Source organism: Limosilactobacillus urinaemulieris, from assembly GCF_014838745.1.
GTDB classification, from domain to species: Bacteria; Bacillota; Bacilli; order Lactobacillales; family Lactobacillaceae; genus Limosilactobacillus; species Limosilactobacillus urinaemulieris.
The window spans coordinates 1-26,430 of the sequence record NZ_JABUXR010000015.1 but is presented as its reverse complement, the minus strand read 5'-3'; the positions used below and the strand labels follow the sequence as shown (position 1 = coordinate 26,430).

The following is a 26,430-nucleotide window of genomic DNA, read 5'->3' as shown; positions in this document are numbered from 1 at the left end:
CTAATCTAAATTTAATAGATAAGGAGGAATGGTTATGAGTTTTTGGAAAACAATTACCCGAAAAGAAGACCCACGCGTCTATGCCAATAAAGATGGCCATCTGGTTCGTTCATTGAAGGTGCGGGACTTCTTAGCACTTGGGGTCGGTACAATTGTCTCCACCTCTATTTTCACTCTTCCTGGTGAAGTGGCAGCAATGCATATTGGACCAGCCGTTGCAATTTCATTCTTACTTGCTGCAGTGGTTGCAGGATTAGTTGCATTTTCTTATGCAGAAATGTCTGCAGCAATGCCATTTGCCGGTTCAGCGTATTCGTGGATTAACGTTGTTTTTGGTGAATTCTTTGGTTGGATTGCCGGTTGGGCACTTCTTGCTGAATATTTTATTGCGCTAGCCTTTGTTGGCTCTGGTCTTTCAGCTAACTTTCGGGCATTAATTGCACCATTAGGGTTGAAACTCCCGGCATCATTGTCAAATGCGTTTGGGACTGATGGCGGAATTGTTGACCTGGTTTCGGTGGTAGTTATTGCTTTGGTTGCCGCTTTGATTTCTCGTGGGGTTTCTCGAGCTGCCCGGGTTGAAAATGTCTTGGTTGTCCTTAAAGTTTTCGCCGTTTTGCTATTTATTGTAGTTGGTTTGACTGCTTTACATGCTGCTAACTATGTTCCATTTGTTCCTAAGTACCATGAAACTGCAAATGGACCATTTGGTGGCTGGCAAGGAATCTATGCTGGTGTTTCGATGATTTTCCTATCATACATCGGCTTTGATTCAATTGCCGCTAACTCTGTGGAAGCTGTTAACCCGCAAAAGACAATGCCACGAGGGATCCTTGGCTCACTTGCAATTGCTGTTGTCTTATTTGTAGCTGTTAGTTTAGTTCTTGTTGGAATGCTTCCATACAGTAAATACGCTAATAGTGCTGAACCAGTTGGGTTAGCACTTCGGGCTGCCGGTCACGGTGGTGTGGCAACAGTTGTTCAGACGATTGCCGTTGTGGGGATGTTTACCGCGCTAATTGGGATGAGTATGGCCGGCTCACGGTTAATCTACTCATTTGGTCGTGATGGAATGCTGCCAAAGTGGCTTGGTAAGTTGGATGAAAGTAATCGACCAAACCGGGCACTATGGACTCTAACAATTGTTGGGATTCTGATCGGTGCTTTCTTCCCATTCGCATTCCTTTCACAATTGATTTCTGCCGGAACATTGATTGCGTTTATGTTCGTTTCAATCGGGATTTACCCATTGCGTCGTCGTGAAGGTAAGGACATTAATGACCCAGCATTTAAGGTGCCGCTTTACCCAGTTTTACCAGCACTTGGCTTTATCGCTTCATTGATGGTTTTCCTTGGCTTGGATTACCAGGCTAAACTATACGCCGGCATTTGGTTTGTCTTCGGTCTAGTTATCTACTTTGCCTACGGAATGAAGCATTCGTATTTGAATAAGAAAAAGTAGAGTGCGAGCCGTGAGAGTGTGAAGCCGTGAAAAGCTCCCGGATGATAACGATTTCTCTCGACGAAGGCGATTAGCGCCTAGGAAAGAGGTCGTTATCTTGAGGGAGTTTAGGTTGAGCACGTTTAGTAGAGTGCGAGCCAGCAGAAGGACTTGCGGAAGGTTAGCGATTTCTCCTGACGAAGGCGTTTTGCGCCTAGGAAGGAGGTCGCTAACTCTAGCAAGTCCCTGGTGAGCAGTTCTTGACAATGCTGCCTAGGGCATCACGGCAAGCACGTTTTAGCAAGGCTGCTTAGAACCTTTATCCAAGAAAAGTTAAACGTGTTTCCACATATTAATCATTACTAACAACGAAAAGACATAAGTAGGGAGGGATTGCTAATGGGTTCAATGGAAAATAACCGTAAAATTTTAGCAAAAGGAAATGAAGCATTTGCCACCGCAGCACGAGTTAAGTATTACGATATCGTAATTAACAGTGGGCGGGGAGCTATTTTGACTGATGTTGATGGTAACCAGTACATTGATCTTTTAGCAAGTGCTAGCTCTACAAATACCGGGCATTGTCACCCAAAAATTGTTAAGGCAATTCAAGATCAAGCAGCCAAAATTATTCAGTATACACCGGCTTATTTTGCAAATAGTCAAGCAGCCCGCTTAGCACCTCGCTTAGCAGAATTAGCGCCGATGACAGGACCAACTGAGGTAGTTTGGGGAAATTCCGGATCAGATGCAAACGATGCAATTATTAAGTTTGCCCGTGCTTATACTGGTCGGCAGTACATTGTTTCCTTTACTGGGGCATATCACGGATCTACATATGGTTCGATGACGTTGTCTAGCGTTTCCCTAAATATGGCACGAAAGATGGGGCCATTGCTGCCTGGTGTCGTAAAAGTACCATTTCCTGATCCATGGGATAAGCTTCCTGATGAATCAGAGGAGCAGTTTGTTGATCGTTATTTCAAGATGTTTAAGTTGCCATTTGAAACCTACCTACCAGTTGATGAAGTGGCTGCCATTTTAATCGAACCTATTCAAGGGGATGGTGGAATCGTAAAGACACCACCAGAATTTATGAAAAAGATCTATCAATTTGCCAAGAAAAACGGGATTCTCTTTGCTGTTGATGAAGTTAATCAAGGAATGGGACGTACCGGGAAATGGTGGTCAATCCAACATTTTGGAATTGAACCTGATCTGATGTCGGTTGGTAAATCGTTAGCTTCAGGAATGCCATTAAGTGCTGTTGTTGGGCGAAAGGAGATTATGGAATCTCTTGGCGCACCTGCTAATGTTTATACAACTGCTGGTAATCCAGTAACAACTGCAGCCGCTAATGCTACTTTAGATGTAATTCAGGATGAACATCTTCTTGAACGTTCAACTAAACTAGGCGAAAAGGCTAAGCGGTTCTTTGAAGATGAACAAAAGAAATATAACTTTATCGGTGATGTTCGAATGTACGGCCTAGATGGTGGGATTAATATTGTTAACCCGCAAACTGGTAAAGGTGACACCGCTGCAACCACGCGGATTATGTACCGGGTATTTGAACTTGGTGCAATTATCATCAGTCTTCGGGGAAATATCCTACGCTTCCAGCCACCGCTAGTAATTACCGAAGAAGAACTAGATCAAGCCTTTGCAATGCTTGATCAGGCATTTGCGGAAGAGGCTGCTGGAAAGTTAAGTCTTCCAGATAATGCTGAAGAATTAGGCTGGTAGTTTTTAAATTGTTACTTTAATAATCGAAAAAACCTCCTATAATATTTTGTTAGCTAGCTAACGAATTGTTACGGGAGGTTTTTTGATGGAATTAATTGGTCGATTGTTAAAAATGGCAACGAATAGCCTGAATCAAGAATTTAACCGGTTTGCTCAGCAGTATGACCTGACCGGAACACAGATGTCTGTAATCGATTTTATGGCTAATTGTGGAAGCCAGGAGTGTAACCAACAGATGATCGAACAGGAATTTAATATTAAACGGTCAACGACAACAGTAATTATTCAGCGATTAGTGAAAAAAGGTTTGATTGAACAACGCCAGTCAGTAACTGACCGACGGCAAAAGGTGATTACGTTGACGGTAAGAGGAGGAGAATTAGCACCTAAAGTTAGGGAGTATATTTTAGCATCTGAGGAACGATTAAGAGCCAACTTTACTGCTGAAGAACTTCGTCAATTCAAGGGAATTCTGAAATTCATGATTGGGGAGGATGAAGAAAATGACTCAAAATGACCAAATTCCGCCTCGGGTTGTTGCTGCCGTTGTTGCAACAGGGTTAATGTCATTTTGTGGGGTGATCGTTGAGACCGCGATGAACGTTACTTTTCCGATTCTGATGAGTGAGTTTAACCTAACGACGAACATGGTGCAGTGGATAACCTCAATTTACCTGTTGGTTGTTGCGGTTATTGTTCCGCTTTCGGCAGTTCTAAAAAGCTCGTATAAAACACGAACTCTTTTTACCGTAGCAAACTTATTTTTCTTTAGCGGTTTATTAGTGGATGCCCTTGCATCAAGCTTTACCCTGTTGTTATTAGGTCGAGCAATTCAAGGTGTCGGAACTGGAATTGCCCTGCCGCTGATGTTTAACATCATCATGGAACAGGTTCCCCAAAGTAAGGTTGGCTTTATGATGGGAATTGGTAATTTAATCACTGGAATTGCCCCAGCAGTAGGGCCGACATTTGGTGGAATCGTTGCTAGCAAGCTGAATTGGCGGTGGATCTTTTACATTCTCCTCCCAATGATGGTTGTTTCGTTTGTTCTAGGCCGGTGGGGAATTCAGCAGAAGTCTGTGATTAGAAAACAACGGGTCGATTCCTTTAGCCTTCTGATGATCGTGTTTATGTTTAGCGGATTGGTTGACGGCTTTAGTAATGGAGGAAGTATCCCATTTATGAGTATTAATGTTCTGGGGGCTTTCTGCCTTGGAATTATTGGAATGGTTGGTCTAACGTGGCGCTCGCTTACAATCGCAACACCAACGTTAGATCTGCGCCTATTTAAGAATCACCGGTTTACTGGTCATGTTCTTGGCTTCTTTCTTACTCAGATTATGTCGCTTGGCTTTGCCTTCCTTTTACCAAATTATATTCAGTTAGTTAACGGTGATACTTCAACAATTGCCGGCTTGGTTGTTTTACCGGCAGGGGTTGCTGGAGCAGTCTTCGCGCCGCTTGGTGGAAAAATACTTGATCGGTTTGGTGCTCGTCGCCCAATTTTATTTGGAATGACGCTTTGTTTCCTTTCCCTTCTCGTCTTTTCAGTAATTAGCAAACGGATGAGTAACGTTATAATTGCAGTAGTTTACTGCTTTTATATGGCAGGAATGGGGATGTGTATGGGGAGCGTGATGACAAGCGCACTTAGAAGTATTGGCCCCTCAGAAGCGGCACAAGGAAACGCAATCTTAAATACCCTCCAACAATTCGCTGGTGCAATGGGAACATCAATTGCCGCGATGATCGTTGCAAGTAGTCAAGCACAGCTCAAAGTTAATCGGACATTATCAACCGCAATTGGGACTCAACACGCATTCATTGTTCTGACAATTTTCAGTATTATTGTTTGGCTGAGTTACTATCGCAGTGTTAAAGATTAGCCTGCTTGCAAGTTATCAACAATTTCGGTTATACTTTAATCGCCGTCTTAGCTCAGATAGGTAGAGCACATCCATGGTAAGGGTGACGCGGCGGTTCAACTCCGCCAGACGGCTTAATAATTTACCTCTTGACAACCTAACACTTGCCCTTTATACTAACCATAATTTAATTTTTCTAATGATTTTATAATAATACGTTGATGAGAAGAGTAGGAATAGGCACTCTCAGCAAGTGACCGCTGATGGTGAAAAGGCGGGAGAGTAATTATTCTGAAGATGAGCTCGGAGTAATTGGAAGTCGGTCAGTGATGGCTAGCTTTCCGGAAGGATCCGTTACCATCCCTGGCATTCTAATTGAGTGCTGTTGAGGCTGATTAATTCAGTGAATTTGGGTGGTACCACGTTGTTGACGTCCCTAGGTAGTTTAAATACTACTTAGGGGCGTTTTTTGGTTATAACGAAAGGAAGAGAGCAATGACGGGATTTGATACTAAACTGGTTCATACACCAGTACAACATGATAAATAATACTGGAGCGGTTACCACTCCTATTTATAAAGCGACTACTTTTGAATATCCCAAAATTGGTGCACCGGTAAAGGATGATTATTCACGTTCCGGCAATCCGACCCGGCGTGCTTTGGAAGAACAATTAGCGGCGCTTGAAGAGGGAACCGCTGGCTTCGCGTTTTCGTCAGGAATGGCCGCAATTCATGCCGCATTAGCTATATTTGAACGGGGCGACCACATAATTGTTGGTAAGCAAATTTATGGCGGAACTTTTCGTCTGCTTTACCAGTTCTTTAATCGTTGGGGATTAGAGATAACGGCAGTTGATACACGGAACTTAGCAGAGGTTAAGCAGGCAGTTCAACCTAATACCAAAGCAATTTATTTTGAACCGGTGACCAACCCGCTATTACAAGTGACAGCAGTGCGAAAAGTTGCAGAGTTAGCTCGACAACACCATTTATTAACGATCGTTGATAACACATTCTTAAGTCCATACTTACTACGGCCGTTAACTCTGGGAGCTGACATTGTGATCCATAGTGCAACAAAGTATCTATCGGGACATTCTGATGTTTCGGCTGGTGCAGTGATTGTTAAGAATCGTGAATTAGCCGAGCGGGTTTACTTTATTCAAAACGCTCTTGGTAGTATTTTGTCACCTGAGGATAGTAATGAATTAGTAAGGGGGATTAAAACCCTAAGTTTACGGTTGGATCGACAAATTGCCAATGTTAAGGAACTGATCAACTATTTGCGAGGATTAAGCGCGGTTGAAAAGATCTATTATCCTGGTATCGAGGGGCAATCAGGATACCAGGAGCTTCACCAAGAAGCTAAGGGAGCGGGTGGTGTGTTCTCGTTTGAATTAACAGAAAAGGTAGATCCGGTTAAGTTTGTCAATAATCTTCACTTATTCAAACTGGCTGTTAGTTTAGGAGCCGTGGAAAGCCTGGTTGAATTACCAAGCAAAATGAGCCATGCAGAATTAAGCGCAGAGGAGCAGTTAGCCGCTGGAATCAAGCCTGGATTAATTCGGCTGTCAGTTGGAATTGAAGACGTTCATGATCAAATCGCTGATATCCAGCAAGCAATCGCAAAGTCAAGAAAGTAGAGGACTAACAATTATGGGTAAATATTCAGTTGAAACCATTGCTGCTCAGGCAGGAAATCACGTTGATCCTAATAAGGCGGTTGCTTTACCGTTATATTTCTCTTCAAATTACCGCCATGATTCGCTTGAAGAAGCAAAAAAATTTGACCCTAATAAGGGATATACATATTCCCGAATAGCAACTCCTAACCGAAGAGCACTTGAACAAACAATGGCGAACCTTGAAGCCGGTCAGCGAGGATTTGCTCTAAGCTCTGGAATGGCCGCAATTCAGTTAGCGTTAAGTATCCTAAAAACCGGCGATCATTTGATTTCCCTTGATGATTTGTATGGTGGTGATTTTCGGTATTTTCGTTACCTCCATTCGCATGTCGGAATCAACTTTGATCAGTGGAATGGTAAAAGACTTGTGGATCTGCTAGCTAAAATTACTCCGCAAACTAAAGTAATTTGGCTAGAAACACCTTCAAATCCAACAATGAAAGAATTAGATATTGCAAAAATTGCTACTGCAGTTCATAAAAAGAATTCTCAAATTTTAGTGATTGTGGATAATACGTTCTATACCCCAGTTTATCAACGGCCACTTGAACTAGGAGCAGATGTTGTTGTTCATTCCGCAACAAAATATTTATCGGGACACAATGATCTGCTTGGGGGCATTTTAGTTTGTAAGAATCAAAAACTCGCTGAACAATATTTTGAGTATTACATTACGACTGGTGATACGTTGGATTCCTTTGATTCATGGCTGTTATTACGGAGCTTAAAAACATTAGATGTTCGGGTAAGACAACATACTAAGAATGCTCAAGCGATGGTTAAATATCTTGAACAGGATCCGAGAGTCGAGAAGGTATTATATCCCGGGAAGGGTGGAATGATTAGTTTTTACCTTAAAACTGAAGAGGATGTTACTAGGCTTTTAGATAACGTTAAACTGATTACCTTTGCGGAAAGTCTTGGGGGAATTGAAAGCTTGATTACAATTCCGTATTATCAAACTCATGCTGATGTGGAGCTTGCACAACGACAACGATTAGGGATCACACCACGCCTATTACGATTATCTGTTGGTTTAGAAAATCCTCAAGACTTGATTAATGATATCAAGCAGGCATTAGGAGAATAAAAAAACAGGCTCCGACGTGAAATTAGTCTTAGTCTGTTTGGGGTTGTCTTACGGACCTTCTGTACTGGCTCGCACTCTGGTTTAAACGTGTTCGCAGGGAAGTCCCTATAGACAACAACCTCCCTCCAAAATGCTTTCGGCATCCAGTCGGGAGAAATTGTTGTCTTACGGACCTTCTGTACCTGCTCAAGCTAACGTTCTAGGCAACTGAGTCGAAACGTGTTCGCAGGGACCGCAACTTCCGCCTAGCTATCCCGGACTTGATTGCAAGTCAATCATCGTCCGGGATTTTCTAGTGCTCAGTTGCTAATTCGTCCCTGCTCACACTCTTTTAAACGTGTTCGCCCTAACCTTCCTCGAGCTAATTTCTAGGCAACTAAGTCGAGATCTGCTCGCCAGGGCCTTGCTAGAGCTAACAACCTCCCTCCCAGATGCTTTCAGCATCCAGTCGGGAGAAATTGTTAGCTTTCCGCAAGTCCTCTGCTGGCTCGCACTCTACTTTGCTAGCATTTCCATTCTTAATGCTTCATAAATGGAGTTCTTTGCACCGAGGGTCATGCTGGTAAAGTAAGCAATAAAGGTGAGGATAGTCATTGGGAGGATCTGGTTAACTGAACCAACCATTTCGGTGACGAGAAGAATCGCGGAAATGGGGGTTCCTTCAGTGACACCAAAATAAGCAGCCATTCCCATTGCAATCAAGTTTAGATAACAGCTTGCTGGGATAATGTTGAAGTGAATCAAGATAATTCCGGCGATTGCGCCAAGAAGACTACCAAGAACGAAGATTGGCATAAAGATACCACCAGGAACAGTAGCACCAGCGGCAATCATTGTTCCCGTATACCGCAGGACGAAAAAGAGGATGAGCATCCCCAAAACTAGTAGCCAGTTAGCCTTTAATGACATTTGTGTAATATACATAATGAAATTATGGCTTCCACCAAGAATATGGCAATTCCATAGCCCAACAGGGATCACGAGAAGTAAGGGAAGAATGCTGTGGTAATAATTAGGAAGAATGGTAAACTTGCGGTACCACCAACCGAGATTAAGTATTCCGTATTGAAAAAGGTAGCCACCAGCACCAATAACAATACCAACTAGGATTAGCCATGGGTATGACGAGAGTGGTAAGCGCATTGAAATTGGCATAGCCAGACATGGCTTTGTTCCAAAAAAGAAGATTGTCATTAGATCAGCGGAAATAGCAGCGGCTAGTGCGCCCGCAATTACCTTAAAATTAAAATGACGAGTGACCTCTTCAAGCAGGAAAACAGTTCCGGCGATGGGGGCACTAAAGGCAGCTGATAATCCAGCAGCGATCCCGCATTTGATTAACAGATCGTGCTCTTCAGTATTCCGATAGTGGTATACATCTTCCGCAAATCCTTGTCCAATACAGGCGCCAATTTGGATACAAGGACCTTCCCGACCAAGAAAGAGCCCCGGACAGATGGTTAAAAGACCGCTGACAAACTTCCGCCAGAGGACGCTCCACCAATTCATTTGATGCTTACCAATTAGAATTGCTTCAATCTGGGGAACACCAGAACCAACAATATCGAATAGTTCAGGACGAATTACCTTTGCGATGAGCCAAACAACAATTAATGTTCCCAAAATATATGGAATAATCATCAGTGGATGGCTACCTAAATAAGGATACACAATTGTTAAAAGGATTAGCGTTTGATCAATAATCCAACGAAAGGTACCAACAACCAGTCCCGTAATAACTCCTACTAAAATTCCGGGGATTACGAATTGTAAAAACTTGGCAGTAAAGGGCTTTCGTAAAATGTCTTTTGCACGCAGGACAGTTCCTGTGTCAGTCGATGAATTCATTTCCTCACTTCCAATCTACACGCCCCAATTATATTCTTTTCGGGATCCATTCACAATCCTAAAGGAACGGTATCATAAGGTCTAATATGGTACAATATGGTTTTAATTAGGCATGAGCAGGAACGGAGGTCTTTTAATGGAATTTATTGCAACGCTGGCGGGATTATTGCTGGCAACTCAATTAGTAGCGCACCTTTGTCGCCGGGTCGAAATCCCGGAAGTTATTGGTCAAATTCTGGTTGGAATTATTGCGGGACCAGCACTACTAAACTGGGTCCATCTCAATTCAATGATGAACGAGTTTCAAGAAATTGGGGTAATTATTTTAATGTTCATTGCTGGCTTGGAAAGTGACCTTTCGTTACTGAAAAAATACCTTAAACCGGCAGTGGTTGTAGCAATTGTTGGTGTTGTAGTTCCAATTGCAATTATGGCTCCTGCGAGTTACTTTTTTGGGTTCACAACCCTTGAGTCAATTTTTATCGGGGTTATCTTTTCCGCAACTTCAGTGAGTATCTCAGTTGCGGTCCTTCGGGAATTCAAGCGGTTGGATAGTCGCGAGGGGGCAACGATTTTAGGTGCCGCTGTGGCTGATGATATTATTGGCGTGATCCTTTTAAGTATCATGATTAGTGTGGTTAACCAAGCTGAAGGGAAAACTGGGGGTCAGCCGTTATGGGCAGTCTTGATCCTCCAGGTCCTGTTCTTTGGTGGAACTTATTTGGTTGTTAAATGGCTTGCTCCATACATGATGCACCTTAGCGAACGGCTGTTAACGGTGGCGTCACCTTCCGTTATGGCAATGATTATTTGTTTAGGGATGGCAGCAATTGCCGATTATGTCGGTTTAAGTGGGGCGGTTGGCTCTTTCTTTGCCGGGATCGCTGTTGCTAATACTCACCGGAAAGAAACGATTAACCGAAGCTTTATTCCAATTGGCTATGCAATGTTTATTCCGTTATTCTTTGTGAGTGTCGGTTTAAACATGCGAATCGACCGACTAGATGAGTCATTTGTTTTTGTGATTGTGATGACGATTCTTGCCTGCCTGACTAAGCTAGTCGGGTGTGGTGCCGGAGCTTATCTTTCGGGATTCAACTTTAACAGTTCATATGTTGTTGGTAGCGGAATGATTGCCCGGGGTGAGATGGCACTAATCACTGCGCAAATCGGCTATCAGGCGCATCTTTTGTCATCAATGTATTATTCTGATGTAATTACGGTAATTATTGTGGCAACCGTTTTAGCACCATTTATTTTGAAACATGCTTTAGTGAAAGCAAATGAAGTTACTGAATAAAATATTTTATGAATAAAGGAGGTCGGTGAGAAGTAAAATTTGCCGACCTCCTTTGAATGCTGAGAGGGATGAAAATAATGAAGTATCTAATTGGGGTTGACGTTGGCACAACCGCGACGAAAGCAGTGTTGTATGATGAAAATGCAACGATCATTGGCCATTTTATTAAGAATTATCCCATTTACCGTGACCCCCAGGGAATGGCGGAGCAGGATCCAGAAGAAATCCTTCAAGCCGTTGAAACGGTGATCCGGGCGGCAACTCATCGGGCGAATTTAAAAACGGGACAACTACTTGGCGTTGCTTTTTCGACAGCTAATCAAAGCTTGCTGTTGCTTGACGAGCATTATCATCCTTTGACCAGAATTATTACCTGGGCTGATACCCGGGCCCGTCAAGATGCCTTGAAATTGAAAGGGACACCAGAAGAAAAGCAGCTTTATCAGACGACGGGAACGCCAATCCACCCGATGACGCCCTTAGCTAAGTTAATCTGGATTAGACGTGAACAACCGGAGCGTTTTCGCCAAATGCAGCATGTGGCAGATATTAAATCGTACATCTTTTGGCGCTTATTTAGGAAGTTCAAGGTTGATCTTTCTGTCGCAAGTTGTACGGGGTTGTTGGATATTCATACCGGAAAGTGGGACCAAACTGCTCTAAAATTGGCGGGAATTAGTGAGAAGCAATTACCAATTATCACTGAGCCAACTTCCCGAGAGACGGTGATGGTGGAAAGCGAATGCCAGAAAATGGATGTCCCACGCAGCACGCCGTTTATATATGGTGCTTTTGATGGCGCCCTTTCTAACATTGGCGTTGGCGCAATTAAGCCTAATCAAGTTGCCATTACGATTGGAACATCAGCCGCTGTCCGGGTAATTACAGATCGACCAGTGATTGATCCACAAGGGCGATTATTTTGCTACATGGTGGACAAAAAGCACTGGATTGTTGGTGGCCCGTTAAATAATGGTGGAGATGTTTTTCAATGGGCGGTGCACCACTTAATTGATCAAGGGGCTTTAGAGAATGAACAAGTCGATCGTTATACACTAGCTAACCGGATAATTGAGGGAACCCCGACCGGAAGCCACGGCCTGTTATTCCATCCTTATTTAGGAGGTGAACGGGCACCGATTTGGGACGCAAATGCTCGGGGCGATTTCTTTGGCCTGACTGCACTACATACCCGTGCCGACATGCTTCGGGCAGTTCTTGAGGGGATTAGCTTTAATATTGCGAGTGTCTTTGAGACGGTGACTAAGCTAGTGGGAAAACCGCAATCAGTTACGGCTACAGGTGGCTTTGCTCGGTCGAAGGTTTGGCGCCAAATGCTGGCAGATATTTTAGATTGCCAGGTTAATGTCCCAATTTCCTTTGAATCAGGATGTCTTGGGGCAGCTATTTTGGTAATGCAAAGTACTGGTCTTGCCGGTAGTTATGATGTTGTAACCAATTATCTTGGTGAGAAAACAAAATATGATCCACAACCACAAGCAGTTGCGGTTTATAAGCAACTCTTCCCCGTATTCCGTCAGGTTGAAAAACTATTGGCTCCGGCTTACCCGACAATCGCTAATCTCCAGAGTGAACTTGTTTCGCTTCATGGGGACGATTAAATAGTGTTACAATAGTTAAACTGATTTAGAGGAGGCTTTTGTGTGAACAACGAAGAACAGGAACGACACATGGAGCAGCAACGGGTTGATTTAGTAATGAAGCAGATCGACAAGCAAATAGCTGAAACTAAGAAGGCGCTCGCTGATGCTCACAAAGAAACTCGAGCAGTTGAAAAGAATTACAGTGAAAATGCCTCAATTAACCGGTATGAAATTGACGATATTGCAGAATCACGCGCAATGATTGAACAGCAGCGGCAGTTGGTATCACGTGCGGCCGAAAGTGAAACGATTCTTCGCCGACAGTTAAAGACACTGCAAAATCTTAAGCGGATACCATATTTCGGGAGGATTGATATTCAAGATCCCGGTAAGAATAAGCCGGAAACATTATATATTGGAACGGCCTCGCTAATGAACGATGATAAAACTGCTTTTCTCATTTATGATTGGCGAGCACCAATTTCGGGTGTTTACTACAACGGAACGTTAGGTGAGGTGCGGTATGAAACACCGAATGGAATTCGAGAAACGGTCTTAATTAAGAAACACCAATTTACTATTAAGGATGGGCAGATCGTTAACATGTTTGATACCAATGAAACGGTGGGGGATGAATTGCTCCAGGCTGCTCTTGGTGAGCAAAATGATCAATACATGCATAATATCGTTGCAACGATCCAGCAGGAACAAAATGATATTATTCGCGATACCCATAGTGATCTTTTGCTAGTACAAGGGGTTGCCGGATCGGGGAAAACTTCAGCGGTTTTACAACGGATTGCCTACCTCCTTTACCATAGTCGGACCGCATTGAATGCCGATCAGATTGTTCTCTTTAGTCCTAACCGCCTCTTTAGCCACTACATTTCCCAAGTTTTACCGAGCCTTGGGGAACGAAACATGCGTCAAGTGACGATGTCAGGGTTCATTCGGCGACGGTTTGAGGGCTTACAAGTAGAAAATATTTTTGAGAGGTATGAAAAGCGTCAACGGGCATCGAAGCAGGATCGACGAATTGCTAACTTTTTAGAAAGTCAAACAGCAATGAATGATATTCATCGATATGCAAGCCATCTAATGGATGAGCAGCTTCAATTTAGTAATATTACTTTTGAAGGACGGGTCTTTTTCACTGCTGAGCATATTCAAGAACTCTATCAAGAACAGCCAAATGCAATGAAGGCCGCTAATCGAATGGTTCAGTTAAAGAATAAATTAATCCGGGAACTTCAGCGACGAGTAAAAGAAGAAGCAAAAAAGGACTGGGTAGCTAAGGAACTTGATAGCCTTGATACTCAACAACTTCATAATTTATACGGGAAAAAGACGATTGACGACTTTCGGGATGAAGATGAGCAATACGCTTACCTTGCATATCGTTGGGCAAAGCGACGGTTAAGAATTGTCGCTGACGCAATTTATAATGACTATTTTATTGATGTTTATAGTCAGTATGCAAATTGGCTGCGACAGTTATCACTGCCCAAAGAGATTCATCGGGAAGAATGGCAACGGATGATTGCTAATTATAGCAATGAATTAGAAATGCACCGGTTGGAAATGATGCATGCGGCCCCGCTGATGTACTTGCGGGATCTATTGATGGGGACTGGACAGAATCACTCATTTAAGTATGTCTTTGTAGATGAGATGCAGGACTATTCAGTGGCCATGATGATCTATCTTCGGCATGCTTTTCCCGGAGCAAAGTTTACCGTCCTTGGTGATAGCGAACAGGCATTATTTAAGCCGCTAGAGCTACCAGAGCAATTATTGGAACGCCTAAGTAAGTAAACATCCTAATCTAATTTCGTTACGACGGAGCTACAGATCGACAAAGGAAATTACGGACTTTGCTAAAGCATTGCTGCCGGATGGCGATCGGATAATGTCATTTACTCGTCATGGACAACGACCAGCGCTTCTGGTTCGTTCTTCAGTTAATGCTGTTGAACAGGCACTACAAGACAGTGTTGAAAAGTATTATGAACAATATGAAACAGTTGCGGTTCTTACGAAGAATCAGGAGCAAGCCCAGCAAGCCTACCGTCAGTTACGTCGTCAATTTTCCAATGTTCATTTGCTGGATATGAACGATACAGAACTGCCGAGCGGGATCTTAGTTCTTCCCGTTTATCTGGCTAAGGGACTTGAATTTGATTCAGTGATTGCCTACGATGTTTCGCAAGCAAACCTTAAAGGAACCGATGAAATTGGAATGCTCTATACAATGGCTACTCGAGCGATGCATGATCTGACGATGATTAGTAATGGACAAGTAAGTGCTGCAATTAATGAAAAAGCCAGTCGCTAGCTAACGATTGAACATGAATTAATTAGGTAAAAGAGTAGTAAAATAATTGGAAAAGCGCTTTCATTATAAATTGACTTATGTTAGTCTAGGTATGTTAGATTGATATGTGAGGAGATGTTTCGCCATGGTAAAAGACGAATACACATTAGTTTTAGTAAAACCCGATGGTGTTAAGACCCGCCATATTGGGGAAATTATTACCCGAATTGAACGAAAGGGCTACAAGATTGAAGCCTTAAAGATGATTCAACCAACTGAAGAATTACTTCGCCAACACTATGCTGATAAGGTTGATAAGCCATTCTTCCCTGAATTGCTTGAATACATGACAGAAGGGCCAATCGTGGGAATTGTTGTTTCTGGAACCAATGTTATCAAGGCAATTCACAATATGGCTGGTGCTACAAACCCAGTTGAAGCTGAATGGGGAACTATTCGTGGTGACTACGGTCGTGAATGGCCAGATGGTAACCTCCGGAATATTGTTCACACTTCCGATGAACCTTCCTCTGCTACTAAAGAAATCAAAATCTGGTTCCCAGAATTTGAATTTACACAGGGCTAGAGTGCGAGTCGTGACGAACTAGCAACTGAGCACTAGAAAATCCCGGACGATGATTGTTTACAATCAAGGACGGGATAGCTAGGCGGAAGTTGCGGTCACGACGAGCGGATCTTGACTCGGTTGTCTAAATTGTTAGCTCTAGCAAGTTCCTGGCGAGCAGATCTAGACTCTGCTGCATTAGAACATGCACGCTTTGACTCGGTTGCCTAAACCATTAGCTAATCTGATAATTTCACAAAAATCTTCATAAATAAAAATGGACTGGAATTCCCAGTCCATTTTTATTTATGAAATTAGTTAAATTATAGTCCTAACCGATACAAACTTGGGCTGAAACCACTATACCGCTTGAAGGCCTTAGAGAAGGTAAATTCATCTTTATAGCCAACACGATGAGCAATAGTTTGAATTGATTCATTCGTGTTTTTTAATTGTTGCTTGGCATCCTCCATTCGCAGACGAAGGAGGAATTTTTGCGGTGAAACGTTCATTTGAGTTTTGAAGAGGGTGTATAAGTAACTTCGTGAAATGTTGAGGTGGTGACAGAGGTCTTCAATATTACATGTAGAGTTCTGGTAGTGTTCTCTTAAATAGTAATTAGCAAGTTGAAGCTGCTGTTGTGCTTTGGTACTGGTATGAGGAGCCTTATTGGGATATTCGGTTACAAGGTAGTAGAACATTTGGTAGGTGAGAGCTTCCACTAAAATATCATTAGCAAGTGAACTTGACTTTTTTAAAGTTGAAAGCAAATGACGGAGAGTGGTATAAAAGTGGCTCCCTTGAACTTGGCGTAAATAGCGCTTTTTATTCAGCTCAGACCCAGCAAGCATCGTTTTGATTTTAGTTCCAGAAATACCGATCCAAAAATACTTCCAAGGGTCTTGCCCATCTGCTTGATAGAAGCAAGGGATTCCTTTCGGTAGAATAAATAGATCACCCTTTTTTAAGGTTACCGCAGGCCGGTTAGCGGATGAAAAAGTTCCTTTACCATCCTGGATATAGTGGATGACGTAATTATCACGGACATTATTTCCCCGAAAAAAGTAATTGGGAGGACAGTTATATTGACCGATAAACAGAATGTTACTTTCAAAACTTTTTCCAGTTAAACTTTTATAATGATCGTCCATTGAAATTCCCCTTTTGCCAGAACATGGTTATTTGTCAATCAAAATTTGGTGAATATTAATTATAATAATACGATTTAGCACAATAACATGTCAATTTGTTCTTGGTTGTGGAAGCCATTATTTGCGATAGAAATGCCATGGCATAATTGACAAAATTTCAATACAATAGAATCAAACCATTGTAAGCGGATACAAATAGAGTGATCTTTAATAAATCAATTAGAGATTTAGGTAAAATAAGGTTATAATTTTATTGTAAAGGCTTACAAAAAATCTGAAGGAGTTATCGCTAATGAGTATCCACGTTAATGAAGAGCACAAGTTATTCCATTTGCAAACGGCAAAGACAAGTTATATCTTCAAAATTCTGGAAAATGGGAATGCGGGACAACTATATTACGGTCCCCGGATTCCTGTAAAAAAGAATTATCCTAACCTTGCCAGTCGTGAAGAACACGATTGTACAAACACGTTAACTGTTGACCAGGGCGACTTCCAGTTGGAACTCATTAAACAGGAGTATACCGGCCTTGGAAAAGGAGATTACCGTTATCCTGCTTACCAAATTACCTACCCAAATGGTTCGCGAACTTCAGAATTCGAATATACCGGTTACGAAGTTGCGGACGGTAAGGAACGATTTAAGAACATGCCATCAGCATTTGATGACCAGGGTGATGATTCGCAAACTCTGACAGTAACCTTCAAGGATGTGTTAGCTAATCTTGTTCTGCAACTTCATTACACCGTCTTTGAAAAAGAAGATGTCATCGTTCGGAGTGCAACCTTCATTAATCGTGGCCAAGAAGCGGTAACCCTTGATCGGGCGCTCAGTCTCCAATTAGATTTGCCAGATCATGATTATGACATGCTTCAATTCTCAGGAAGCTGGGCTCGTGAACGTCACTTAATCCGGACACCACTCCGTTCTGGAATTCAAAGTATTGGTAGCTTACGGGTTGCTTCAAGCCACCAACAAAACCCATTCTTTGCTTTAGCCCGACCACATACTGATAACCATCAAGGAGCAGCCTTTGGGTTTAACTTTATTTATTCTGGCAACTTCATTGACTCGGTTGAGGTTGACCAATTTGACACCACTCGGGTACTAGTAGGAATTAATCCAGATGACTTTGGCTGGAAGTTAGCAAATGGGGAGAGCTTCCAAACCCCAGAAGCCGTGATGACATATACCGATAACGGGCTTAACCAAATGAGTCAGCAGTTAGGTGCCTTTTATCAAGATCACCTGATTAACCAGCATTTTGCCCACCAAGATCGGCCAATTCTGATTAACAATTGGGAAGCAACTTTCATGGACTTTAATGAAGCTAAGCTAATGAAGATTGTTGATCAAGCAGATAAGTTAGGGATCGAAATGTTTGTCCTTGATGATGGTTGGTTTGGTCACCGTGATGATGATAAGTCTAGTCTGGGTGACTGGTTTGTTGACCAAAAGAAGTTCAGCAATGGAATTAGCGGCTTTGCTGATCGAGTTCACGACAAGGGAATGAAATTTGGCCTCTGGTTTGAACCAGAAATGGTTTCGATTGATAGTAAGCTTTATGAAAAGCACCCTGATTGGATGATTGCAACTCCCGGACGTCAAGGGACTCCTGCCCGAAACCAGTTTGTCCTTGATATGACACGGCAAGAGGTTGTTGACTACTTATTCGAGCATATGAGTGCAATTATTAAACAAACGAAGCTCGACTACATTAAGTGGGACATGAACCGAAATATCACTGAAATGTACGGTGCAAAGTTACCTGCTGACCAACAGCCTGAATTCCCTCACCGGTACATTCTTGGGGTTTACCAATTGTATGCTCGGTTAACTGAGGCCTTTCCAAAGGTCCTCTTTGAATCATGTGCTTCTGGTGGTGGTCGGTTCGACCTTGGGATGATGTACTACGCTCCACAAGCTTGGTGCAGTGACGATACTGATGCTGTTGAACGGATCAAGATTCAAGATGGCACTTCATACGGGTATACCCAGAATATGTGGGGCGCCCATGTTTCAGCTGTGCCAAACGATCAAGTCGGTCGGTTAACATCGCTTGATACTCGGGCAGCAGTTGCTTACTTTGGTGACTTTGGTTACGAATTAGACATTACCAAGATGTCTGCAGATGAGCTAGCCACAATTAAGAAGCAGGTAGCTTTCTACAAGCAGTATCGGCACCTCTTCCAATTTGGAACATTCTATCGGCTTGATAACCCAGACACTGTAAGTGATAACGTTTATGACTGGCAAGTAGTAAGTGGGGATCAGAGCGAGGTAATTCTTGCCCGGTTCCAAATCCTTAATGGTGCTAATCCAGCTTACATTCGGGTATACTTTGCTGGCCTAGATCCAGAAGCTGCTTACACTGTTAATGACGGTCAGGAGCGCTTCTCTGGAGCTGAACTAATGAATGCTGGTTACTTTGTTCCACGGATTATGGACCGCACGAAGCCTGAAAAGGATCCATCAGACTTTAGCAGTCGGTTGTTCATCGCGAAGAAAGTTAAATAGGATTAACATAGTTAAAATTTAAAGATGACCCCTTTGAGTGGCAATTAACGTCACCCAAAGGGGTCATCTTTTTAATTATTCAGCGTTATTTGCTGGCCGTTAACGGTAATTTTTCCAGCCGATTGGAGTGAGTTTAGTTGTCGACTTAATGTCTCTGGGGTTAATCCGAGAAAATTAGCTAAGTCCTTTTTCTTGAATGGGAGGGTAAATGAGACACTTCCTGCTCGGGTTCCTTCTTCCTTAAGGTAATCAAGAACCCGATCCTGAGCGTTCATTGAGTTTCGCCGAATGGTATTCTTCTCCGCCATTATTAAGCGCTGACCAAAATCATTTAAAAGCGTCAAGGAAAGATCTGGCGTTTCATTTAACATCTTTTGGAAATCTTGTCGGTTCATGGAACACACCAGACAATCTTCTGTAGCTTGGATGAAGTTTTCGTGATCTTTTTGGCTAAATAAATTTTCTTGTCCAGTAGAATCACCCTTTCCCAAAACACCGAGAACTGTTTCTTTGCCATCTTCGCTTAGTGAATAAATTTTGGCATGTCCCGAATCAATCACGATCATTCCATCCTGACCATCTAATGGTTGACGGATTAGACTTCCTTTTGGAAAAAAGTCCTGGTGGGAGGTGATAGTTACTAACTTCTTTTTAAGATGAAGTGGTAAATTTTTGAAAATTGAGGCCTTACTTAGGCAGGCAACCTCAGAGTGTTTAGACAAATTAACCATCCTTTCTTGATTTAAATCAATTTAATTATACATACTTCTGCATATAATCAAAGCAACAAGTTTTGGTACTTGTTTAAATATTTAAGTTAATTATTGAACAAAGCGAGGCTATCAAAATGAAGGTTATTATTGTTGGTTGTACCCATGCCGGAACGATTACTGCTACCCAAATTTTAAAGGATCATCCAAAGACTGATGTGACTATCTATGAACGGAACGACAATGTTTCATTCTTGTCATGTGGGATCGCGGTTTACCTAAGTGGGGATGTTGGTGATCCAGACGCAATGTTCTACTCCAGTCCTGAGCAATTAAGCCAATTAGGTGCTGAAGTTCACATGCAACATAATGTTACCAGTATCGATCCCGAAACAAAGACGGTTAAGGTAACTGATTTAGTAACTGGTGAAGAAAAAGTCGACCACTACGATAAGTTAGTTGATACTACCGGTTCATGGCCAGTTATTCCGCCAATTGAGGGGGTTAACGGCGAACATGTATACTTATGCAAGAATTACCATCATGCCAAGAAATTATTTAGTGCTGCTAAGGATGCCCAACGCGTAGTTGTTATCGGTGGTGGTTATATTGGTGTTGAATTGGTTGAAGCTTATACTCGTCAAAACAAGGACGTGACACTGATTGATGGGGCACCACGGATGCTTCACAAGTACTTTGATCAGGAATATACTGACCGAATTGAACAACAATTTAAGGAGCATGGAGCAACTCTAGCTTTTAATCAACGAGTAACTGCCTTTGAAGAACATGACGATGGGGTAACCGTGAAGACGGACCAGGGAAGCTTTGATGCTGATATTGCGATTCTTTGTGTCGGCTTCCGACCAAACACCGATCTTCTCAAGGGCAAAGTTAAGATGCATGATAATGGAGCAATCGTAACTAACGAGTACATGCAATCATCCGATCCCGATATTTATGCTGCTGGAGATTCTACCAGTGTTCACTATAACCCAACCGGGAAGGACGCCTACATTCCGTTGGCTACTAATGCAATCCGTCAGGGAACCATGGTCGGTGTTAACATCTTTGGCAACAAGATGCGTGACATGGGAACCCAGTCTAGCTCTGGCTTGAACCTCTACGGGACGACGATGGTTTCTTCAGGCTTAACGTTGGAAAATGCTAAGGAAGCTGGTATTGATGCTGATTCTGTCACGATTGAGGATAATTACCGTCCAGAATTTATGCCAACGACTGAAAAAGTTTTGATGACCCTTGTTTGGGATAAGAAGACTCGGCAAATCATTGGTGGTCAATTAATGAGTAAGTATGACGTTGCTCAGTCAGCTGGTGTCTTATCATTATGCATTCAAGATAAGCACACCATTGATTACTTAGCATTTGTTGACATGCTTTTCCAACCAAACTTCGATCGGCCATTTAACTATTTAAACATTTTAGCTCAAGCTGCTGTCGCTAAGGCAAATAAGTAAGAATAGAACTGAAAATTAAGTTTCTTGAAAGTTCAGGGAAAAGCAAAATGCTTTTCCCTGAACTTTTTTATCAATTGTGAACTTATAAACTAGTGAAACATGTTTCACCAAATGAAACGTGTTTAATGATGACAAATGCTGTTGCATCAACACTGATAACGGTTCCAAAATAATAGTTCATCGTTTAACATATTAACCGTAAAGAGGAAATCAATAAAAACTAAGGAGCTGTTAACTATGTCAAAGCGCGATTATATTGATACTTATACATACAGTAAAGAAGAACTTCAATTTATGGTGGACTTGGGATTAAAGATTAAGGCCGCAATTAAGGATGGTTACTATCCACCGCTATTGAAGAATAAGTCATTGGGGATGATTTTCGAACAAACTTCAACCCGGACACGAAATTTAGCTGAAGCAGCAATGACTGAACTAGGGGTCATGCATTATACCTTGCACCTGGTCAAATTCAACTTGATGAAGGTGGTCATGAATCACTAGATGATACGGGACATGTCCTTGGTCGACTACTTGACATTATTGGTGCACGGGTTAACCGTCATTCAGAAATTATGGATCTAGGTAAGTACTCTAAAGTCCCAGTTGTTAACTTTATGAGTGATCAAAGTCACCCAACGCAGGCCCTTGGTGATTTAACCACCATTGAAGAACACCTGCCAGCTGGTAAGAAATTAGAGGATTGCAAGATTGTCTTTGTTGGCGATGCCACTCAAGTTTGTGTTTCAACAATGTACTTTGCGGTTCAAATGGGAATGCACTTTGCCCAATATGGTCCAAAGGGTAATCAGGTACCGGAAACGGATCTTAAACGAGCTCAGAAAATAGCTGAAGAGAGCGGTGCCACGATCGATATTACAGACGACGAACGGATTTTAGAGGGAGCCGACTTTATTTACACCGATGTTTGGTACGGCCTCTATGATAAAGAACTTCAAAAGGATGAATATATGAAGATTTTCTATCCAAAGTACCAAGTTAACGATGAAATGTTGGCCAAGACTAATAATCCAAGTGTTAAGTTTATGCACTGTCTTCCAGCTGGTCGGGGTGAAGAAGTTACTGATTCCGTTCTTGACGGTGAACACTCAATTGTTTGGGATCGAGCAGAAAATCGTAAGACAGCTATGCGGGCGATCTTTACTTACCTGCTCAATCCAAACATGAAAGTTGCCACAAAGGCATTGGCTGACAAGTATCAGGGTGAATTAGACGAAATGTTAGCTCATGAGCCATATAAAGCTAATAAATAGTCCGCGGTTCAAGAAGCTTAGAAGAAAGCTAGGTGATACGAATGGAAAGTAAACCAAAAAAGAAATTCCGTTTGTTTGATGCCGTCTTGATGTCCGTAGTTGTTATTATGACGGTCGAGTCAGTTGCTCCTATAGCCGCCATTGGTCCATCACAATTTTTCTAGTGGATTTTCTTACTAATATTCTTCTTCCTTCCGTATGGTTTAGTTTCTTCAGAATTGGGAACTGCCTATGCTGGTGAAAGAGGCATCTATGACTGGGTTAAACAAGCATTTGGCGATCGCTGGGGTGGCCGATTAGCCTACCTCTACTGAGTCAATTATCCTCTATGGATGGCAAGTCTCGCTGTCCTGTTTACGGGAGTTGCTGACCAGACATTTGAGATTCATATGGCAACGTGGTTAAAGGTTGTTATTCAGTTAATTTTTGTCTGGGCTGTAACGATTATTGGGAATAAACCTGTTTCAGAAAGTAAATGGTTAACCATATTGTCAATGTCGCCATCAGTTTCATCTAAGAAATAGTCGTGCTTTAACCAGATTATTTTCTTAGCACCAAGATATTCCTTAAGGATAGCTTCCATAAAAGTTTTACTTGGATTTTGGTTGCGATCTTCGGCTAACAAGACATCCTCAGTAGTGATAATAGTGCCTTCACCATCCGTGATAATGGAGCAGCCTTCAAGCACTGTCTTTTCCGAGTAATAATCAATTTTTTCTAAGTCAGCGACCTTTCCAGCTAACTGATCATCAAAATCCCAGGAGAAGTAAAGCCCATCAACTAGGCCACCCCAGGCATTAAAACTGAAATTAACGGCACGAATATCATGTCCACGGTTAATGTAGATTGGTAGAACATCTTTCGCCCGGGCATCGTTATTACTCATCTCAACAACACGAGCAATTCCAGCTAATTTTTCTTTAGCATTTAAATATTGATCCTCATTTACGAGCATTGTTACTGGTTGAAACTGACTAATAATTTTGGCGAGCTCAGTGAATGCTTTTTGTGCTGGCTTGCCACCATTGCGCCAGTTATCTTGCCTTTCCGGCCAAATCATAAAGGATGCTCGTTGACGTTCAAATTCAGCGGTAATGTGGTAGTGATCAAGGCGAGAAGTCGAATTGTTGATTATCATTTTACTGATCCTTCTTTATTTTGAATTATCTTTTTCCTTCAGGTATTTTTTTTGGAGAGATAAACTGTTTCGTGGCCAGAATACACCATCAGCATACCCTTGAATATGGGAATTATTATTAGCCTTGTTAAGCCGATATTGTCCCCATGCACAGTAGAGGAGGCTTTGCTCAATGCCGATAAAATGGCGTCCCAGTTTTTTAGCTGTAACTAAACTTGAACCAGCACCCGCAAAGGGATCAAAGATTAGGTCGTCAGGATTAGAACTAGCAAGGATAACTTTGGCCATTAATTTTTCTGGCTTTTGAGTTGGGTGGTCGGTATTCTCAGGCATTGACCAATAAGGAATTGAAATGTCATCCCAAAGGTTACTGGGCATGGTATCACGAAAATTACCGGCTTTAGTTGCCTGCCAGTCTTTAGCGTGACCATCTTCCTTATATGGCGCTACCACTGGTCGTCGCTGTTTAACCTGATCAACGTTAAATACATAGTCATGGGGATTGACCGTTAAGAACCAGATGTCTTCAGAACTGTTCTTCCAGTTGGTTAGCGCGCCCCGGCCCTTTTCGCGTTGCCAAGTAATTCGATTTTTGACCGTAAAGTGTTGTTCCAATACTGGGGCGAGGACGATACTGGTTTCCCAGTCCGCAAAAACGTAGACACTAGCGTTAGGCTTTAATAGCGGCTTTAGTTTATTGATCCAGTTCTCAGTGTAACGTTGATATTCAGCTGGCTTCATTTGCTTAAACGTCATGCCATCGTACTTTTTATTGAGGTTATACGGGGGATCGACAAGCGCAAGATCGATTGAATGACTTGGCAGTTGCTCCATTACTTGAAATGAATCGCCGTTGATCACCTTATCGGTAACCTGCTCAAGAGAAGAAGGCTTTTCCTTTTTGACTTGGATGATTTTGGCCATCACATCTGCTGGTGCCTCCGCTAAGCTAAAGTCAATCGTTTTATTGCGCTTTGATTTCACGACTCTCACTCCCGTACTAATGTTAAATCATAGTTCCATTATACAAGATCCCGTGACCTAATCTTGATTTTTCCTGGGAGAATAGCTTAAAATAGTCGGTAAATGAGTAGTGTGAGTAACAGCGAGGGATGGTTGATGAAAAGATCCCCAAAGCACGAACTGGTTACAATTGAAAATGATATTAAAGTGGCAGTGGTTCGCTGCAATTTAGGTGGTACCGCGCAGTTGATGCGTCCTATTAGTTTGAATAGCTAGTAGGACGTTTTTAATTTAAGGAGGAAATACAATGGTTGAAGAAAAAAAGCACACAATCTTAACGGGTGACCGACCAACTGGGAAGCTTCATATTGGTCACTATGTTGGCTCATTAAAGAATCGGGTCCGTTTACAAAATACCGGTGATTACAATACCTTTATCATGATCGCTGACCAACAGGCGTTGACTGATAATGCCCGTGATCCAGAAAAAATCCGGAAGAGTCTTCATGAAGTGGCGTTAGATTACTTAGCAGTTGGCATTGACCCTAAAAAGGCAACAATTTTTGTTCAATCACAAATTCCTGCTTTAAGTGAATTAACGATGCACTACCTTAACCTAGTAACGATTGCCCGTCTTCACCGTAATCCAACGGTTAAGACCGAAATTCAACAGAAAAAATTTGGCGAAAGTGTTCCAGCTGGCTTCTTTATTTATCCGGTAAGTCAAGCGGCAGACATTACTGCCTTTAAGGCGGATACGGTTCCGGTTGGGGATGATCAAGAACCAATGCTTGAACAGACGCGGGAAATCGTTCGGTCATTTAACCGGATTTACAATGAAGACATTCTGGTTGAACCACAAGGAGTCTTTCCGCCAAAGGGTGAAGGGCGGATTCCAGGACTTGACGGTAATGCAAAGATGAGTAAGTCACTTGGTAACGCGATCTACCTTTCAGATGATGCCGATACGGTTCAGAAGAAGGTAATGTCCATGTATACCGACCCAACACACATTAAGGTGAGCGATCCGGGTCATGTTGAAGGAAACACTGTCTTTACCTACCTTGATATTTTTGATCCGGATAAGGAAAAGGTCGCTGAATTAAAGGAACAGTACCAAGCTGGTGGTCTTGGTGACGTTAAGATCAAGCGTTACTTAAACGATGTTCTTGAAACCGAACTTGAACCAATCCGAAAGCGTCGTGAAGAATACGCAAAGAACCTTGATTACGTCGACCAAATCCTCCAAGAAGGTTCTGCCCACGCCAATGAAGTCGCTAACCAAACTCTCAAACAAGTCCGCGACGCAATTGGGATTAATTATTTTGATTAGAGTGTGAGCCGTGACGAATTAGCAACTGAGCACTAGAAAATCCCGGACGATGATTGTTTACAATCAAGGACGGGATAGCTAGGCGAAAGTTGCGGTCACGGCGAACCGATCTTGACTATGTTGCATTAGAAACGATTTCTCCTGACGAAGGCGTCTTGCGCTAGAAAGGAGGTTGCTGGCTCTAGCAAGTTCCTGGCGAACAGTTCTTGACTTTGCTGCCTAGAACGTTAGTCACATTTACCTTCAAACACGACCCATAATTGTTAGCTCCAACCCCTAACAATTATGGGTATCTGTCAACTGGTATTGATGGATATCGATACCACTCACAGAAATGTGGGTGGTATTTTTTATACAAAAAGACAATCAATTCTTAAAAAGAAAAATTTTTGATTGGCAAAACCA

Annotated in this window: 17 protein-coding genes, 1 tRNA gene and 4 pseudogenes; 17 read left to right on the top strand and 5 right to left on the bottom strand. The window is 42.3% G+C overall.

All coding sequences use genetic code 11. The features are described from left to right. Positions 1–34: 34 nt before the first annotated feature. The 7 genes and pseudogenes from HUK45_RS07505 to HUK45_RS07475 all read left to right on the top strand — a co-directional run bounded on the left by HUK45_RS07505 (position 35) and on the right by HUK45_RS07475 (position 7,829). On the top strand, positions 35–1,462 hold the full coding sequence (locus tag HUK45_RS07505) for an APC family permease (protein WP_191911814.1): 1,428 nt from the start codon (positions 35–37) through the stop codon (positions 1,460–1,462). 387 nt (positions 1,463–1,849) lie between these two features. Continuing rightward, positions 1,850–3,187 carry an aspartate aminotransferase family protein gene (locus HUK45_RS07500; RefSeq protein ID WP_413230827.1) on the top strand — a complete coding sequence of 446 codons (1,338 nt, stop codon included), beginning with the start codon at positions 1,850–1,852 and terminating at the stop codon, positions 3,185–3,187. Positions 3,188–3,272: 85 nt separating this feature from the next. Continuing rightward, positions 3,273–3,704, top strand: a complete 432-nt coding sequence (locus HUK45_RS07495) for a MarR family winged helix-turn-helix transcriptional regulator (RefSeq protein WP_191911812.1) — start codon at positions 3,273–3,275, stop codon at positions 3,702–3,704. Then, the gene (locus HUK45_RS07490) at positions 3,682–5,073 is read left to right on the top strand and encodes an MFS transporter (protein WP_413230825.1); all 1,392 of its coding nucleotides are present in this window, start codon (positions 3,682–3,684) and stop codon (positions 5,071–5,073) included. Before HUK45_RS07495 ends, HUK45_RS07490 begins: the two co-directional genes overlap by 23 nt. A 41-nt stretch (positions 5,074–5,114) precedes the next feature. After that, positions 5,115–5,187 (top strand) — tRNA-Thr (locus HUK45_RS07485). Between the two features lie 360 nt (positions 5,188–5,547). Beyond that, positions 5,548–6,697 (top strand): annotated as a pseudogene (locus tag HUK45_RS07480) (trans-sulfuration enzyme family protein). Between the two features lie 13 nt (positions 6,698–6,710). Then, the gene (locus HUK45_RS07475; protein ID WP_191911810.1) at positions 6,711–7,829 is read left to right on the top strand and encodes a trans-sulfuration enzyme family protein; all 1,119 of its coding nucleotides are present in this window, start codon (positions 6,711–6,713) and stop codon (positions 7,827–7,829) included. Positions 7,830–8,324: 495 nt separating this feature from the next. On the opposite strand, the gene HUK45_RS07470 is transcribed toward HUK45_RS07475, so the two are convergent. Further along, a complete protein-coding gene (locus tag HUK45_RS07470) occupies positions 8,325–9,677 on the bottom strand; it encodes a ClC family H(+)/Cl(-) exchange transporter (protein ID WP_191911809.1) in 1,353 nt (450 codons plus the stop codon). Positions 9,678–9,813: 136 nt separating this feature from the next. Between HUK45_RS07470 and HUK45_RS07465 the strand changes: the two genes are divergently transcribed. From HUK45_RS07465 to ndk, 4 genes and pseudogenes are all read left to right on the top strand, one after another. Next, positions 9,814–10,977, top strand: a complete 1,164-nt coding sequence (locus HUK45_RS07465) for a cation:proton antiporter (protein ID WP_191911808.1) — start codon at positions 9,814–9,816, stop codon at positions 10,975–10,977. Between the two features lie 77 nt (positions 10,978–11,054). Next, positions 11,055–12,599, top strand: a complete 1,545-nt coding sequence (locus HUK45_RS07460) for a gluconokinase (protein WP_191911807.1) — start codon at positions 11,055–11,057, stop codon at positions 12,597–12,599. Positions 12,600–12,668: 69 nt separating this feature from the next. Further along, positions 12,669–14,916: pseudogene (helD, locus tag HUK45_RS07455) on the top strand (RNA polymerase recycling motor HelD). Positions 14,917–15,040: 124 nt separating this feature from the next. After that, positions 15,041–15,481 (top strand): nucleoside-diphosphate kinase, encoded by a 441-nt coding sequence (gene ndk / locus HUK45_RS07450; protein ID WP_102168259.1) that lies wholly within the window; start codon positions 15,041–15,043, stop codon positions 15,479–15,481. 302 nt (positions 15,482–15,783) lie between these two features. Here ndk and HUK45_RS07445 read toward each other — a convergent pair whose 3' ends face one another. Continuing rightward, the gene (locus HUK45_RS07445) at positions 15,784–16,611 is read right to left on the bottom strand and encodes an AraC family transcriptional regulator (RefSeq protein WP_191911806.1); all 828 of its coding nucleotides are present in this window, start codon (positions 16,609–16,611) and stop codon (positions 15,784–15,786) included. A gap of 292 nt (positions 16,612–16,903) precedes the next feature. Between HUK45_RS07445 and HUK45_RS07440 the strand changes: the two genes are divergently transcribed. After that, positions 16,904–19,129, top strand: a complete 2,226-nt coding sequence (locus tag HUK45_RS07440; protein WP_191911805.1) for an alpha-galactosidase — start codon at positions 16,904–16,906, stop codon at positions 19,127–19,129. A gap of 71 nt (positions 19,130–19,200) precedes the next feature. Here HUK45_RS07440 and HUK45_RS07435 read toward each other — a convergent pair whose 3' ends face one another. Continuing rightward, a complete protein-coding gene (locus HUK45_RS07435) occupies positions 19,201–19,851 on the bottom strand; it encodes a Crp/Fnr family transcriptional regulator (protein ID WP_191911804.1) in 651 nt (216 codons plus the stop codon). A 125-nt stretch (positions 19,852–19,976) separates the two neighbouring features. On the opposite strand from HUK45_RS07435, the gene HUK45_RS07430 reads away from it, so the two are divergent. The 4 genes and pseudogenes from HUK45_RS07430 to HUK45_RS09600 all read left to right on the top strand — a co-directional run. Then, on the top strand, positions 19,977–21,317 hold the full coding sequence (locus tag HUK45_RS07430; RefSeq protein ID WP_191911803.1) for an FAD-dependent oxidoreductase: 1,341 nt from the start codon (positions 19,977–19,979) through the stop codon (positions 21,315–21,317). A gap of 237 nt (positions 21,318–21,554) precedes the next feature. Further along, positions 21,555–21,931, top strand: a pseudogene (locus tag HUK45_RS09815) (ornithine carbamoyltransferase); the annotation flags it as partial. 3 nt (positions 21,932–21,934) lie between these two features. Beyond that, entirely contained in the window at positions 21,935–22,591 is a 657-nt protein-coding gene (locus tag HUK45_RS09810) for a Rossmann-fold NAD(P)-binding domain-containing protein (RefSeq protein WP_413230826.1), read from the top strand. A 41-nt stretch (positions 22,592–22,632) separates the two neighbouring features. After that, a pseudogene (locus HUK45_RS09600) lies at positions 22,633–23,073 on the top strand (amino acid permease); the annotation flags it as partial. On the opposite strand, the gene HUK45_RS07420 reads toward HUK45_RS09600, so the two are convergent. Together HUK45_RS07420 and HUK45_RS07415 are read right to left on the bottom strand one after the other, a co-directional pair. Then, positions 23,007–23,651, bottom strand: coding sequence for an agmatine deiminase family protein (locus HUK45_RS07420; RefSeq protein ID WP_235972076.1), 645 nt, complete (start codon positions 23,649–23,651; stop codon positions 23,007–23,009). The pseudogene HUK45_RS09600 and the gene HUK45_RS07420 sit on opposite strands and share 67 nt — an antisense overlap. A 93-nt stretch (positions 23,652–23,744) precedes the next feature. Next, a complete protein-coding gene (locus HUK45_RS07415; RefSeq protein ID WP_206683813.1) occupies positions 23,745–24,653 on the bottom strand; it encodes a DNA-methyltransferase in 909 nt (302 codons plus the stop codon). Positions 24,654–24,999: 346 nt separating this feature from the next. Here HUK45_RS07415 and trpS point away from each other — a divergent pair, with 346 nt between their 5' ends. Next, the gene (gene trpS, locus HUK45_RS07410) at positions 25,000–26,025 is read left to right on the top strand and encodes a tryptophan--tRNA ligase (RefSeq protein WP_191911800.1); all 1,026 of its coding nucleotides are present in this window, start codon (positions 25,000–25,002) and stop codon (positions 26,023–26,025) included. The last annotated feature ends 405 nt before the right edge of the window (positions 26,026–26,430 follow it).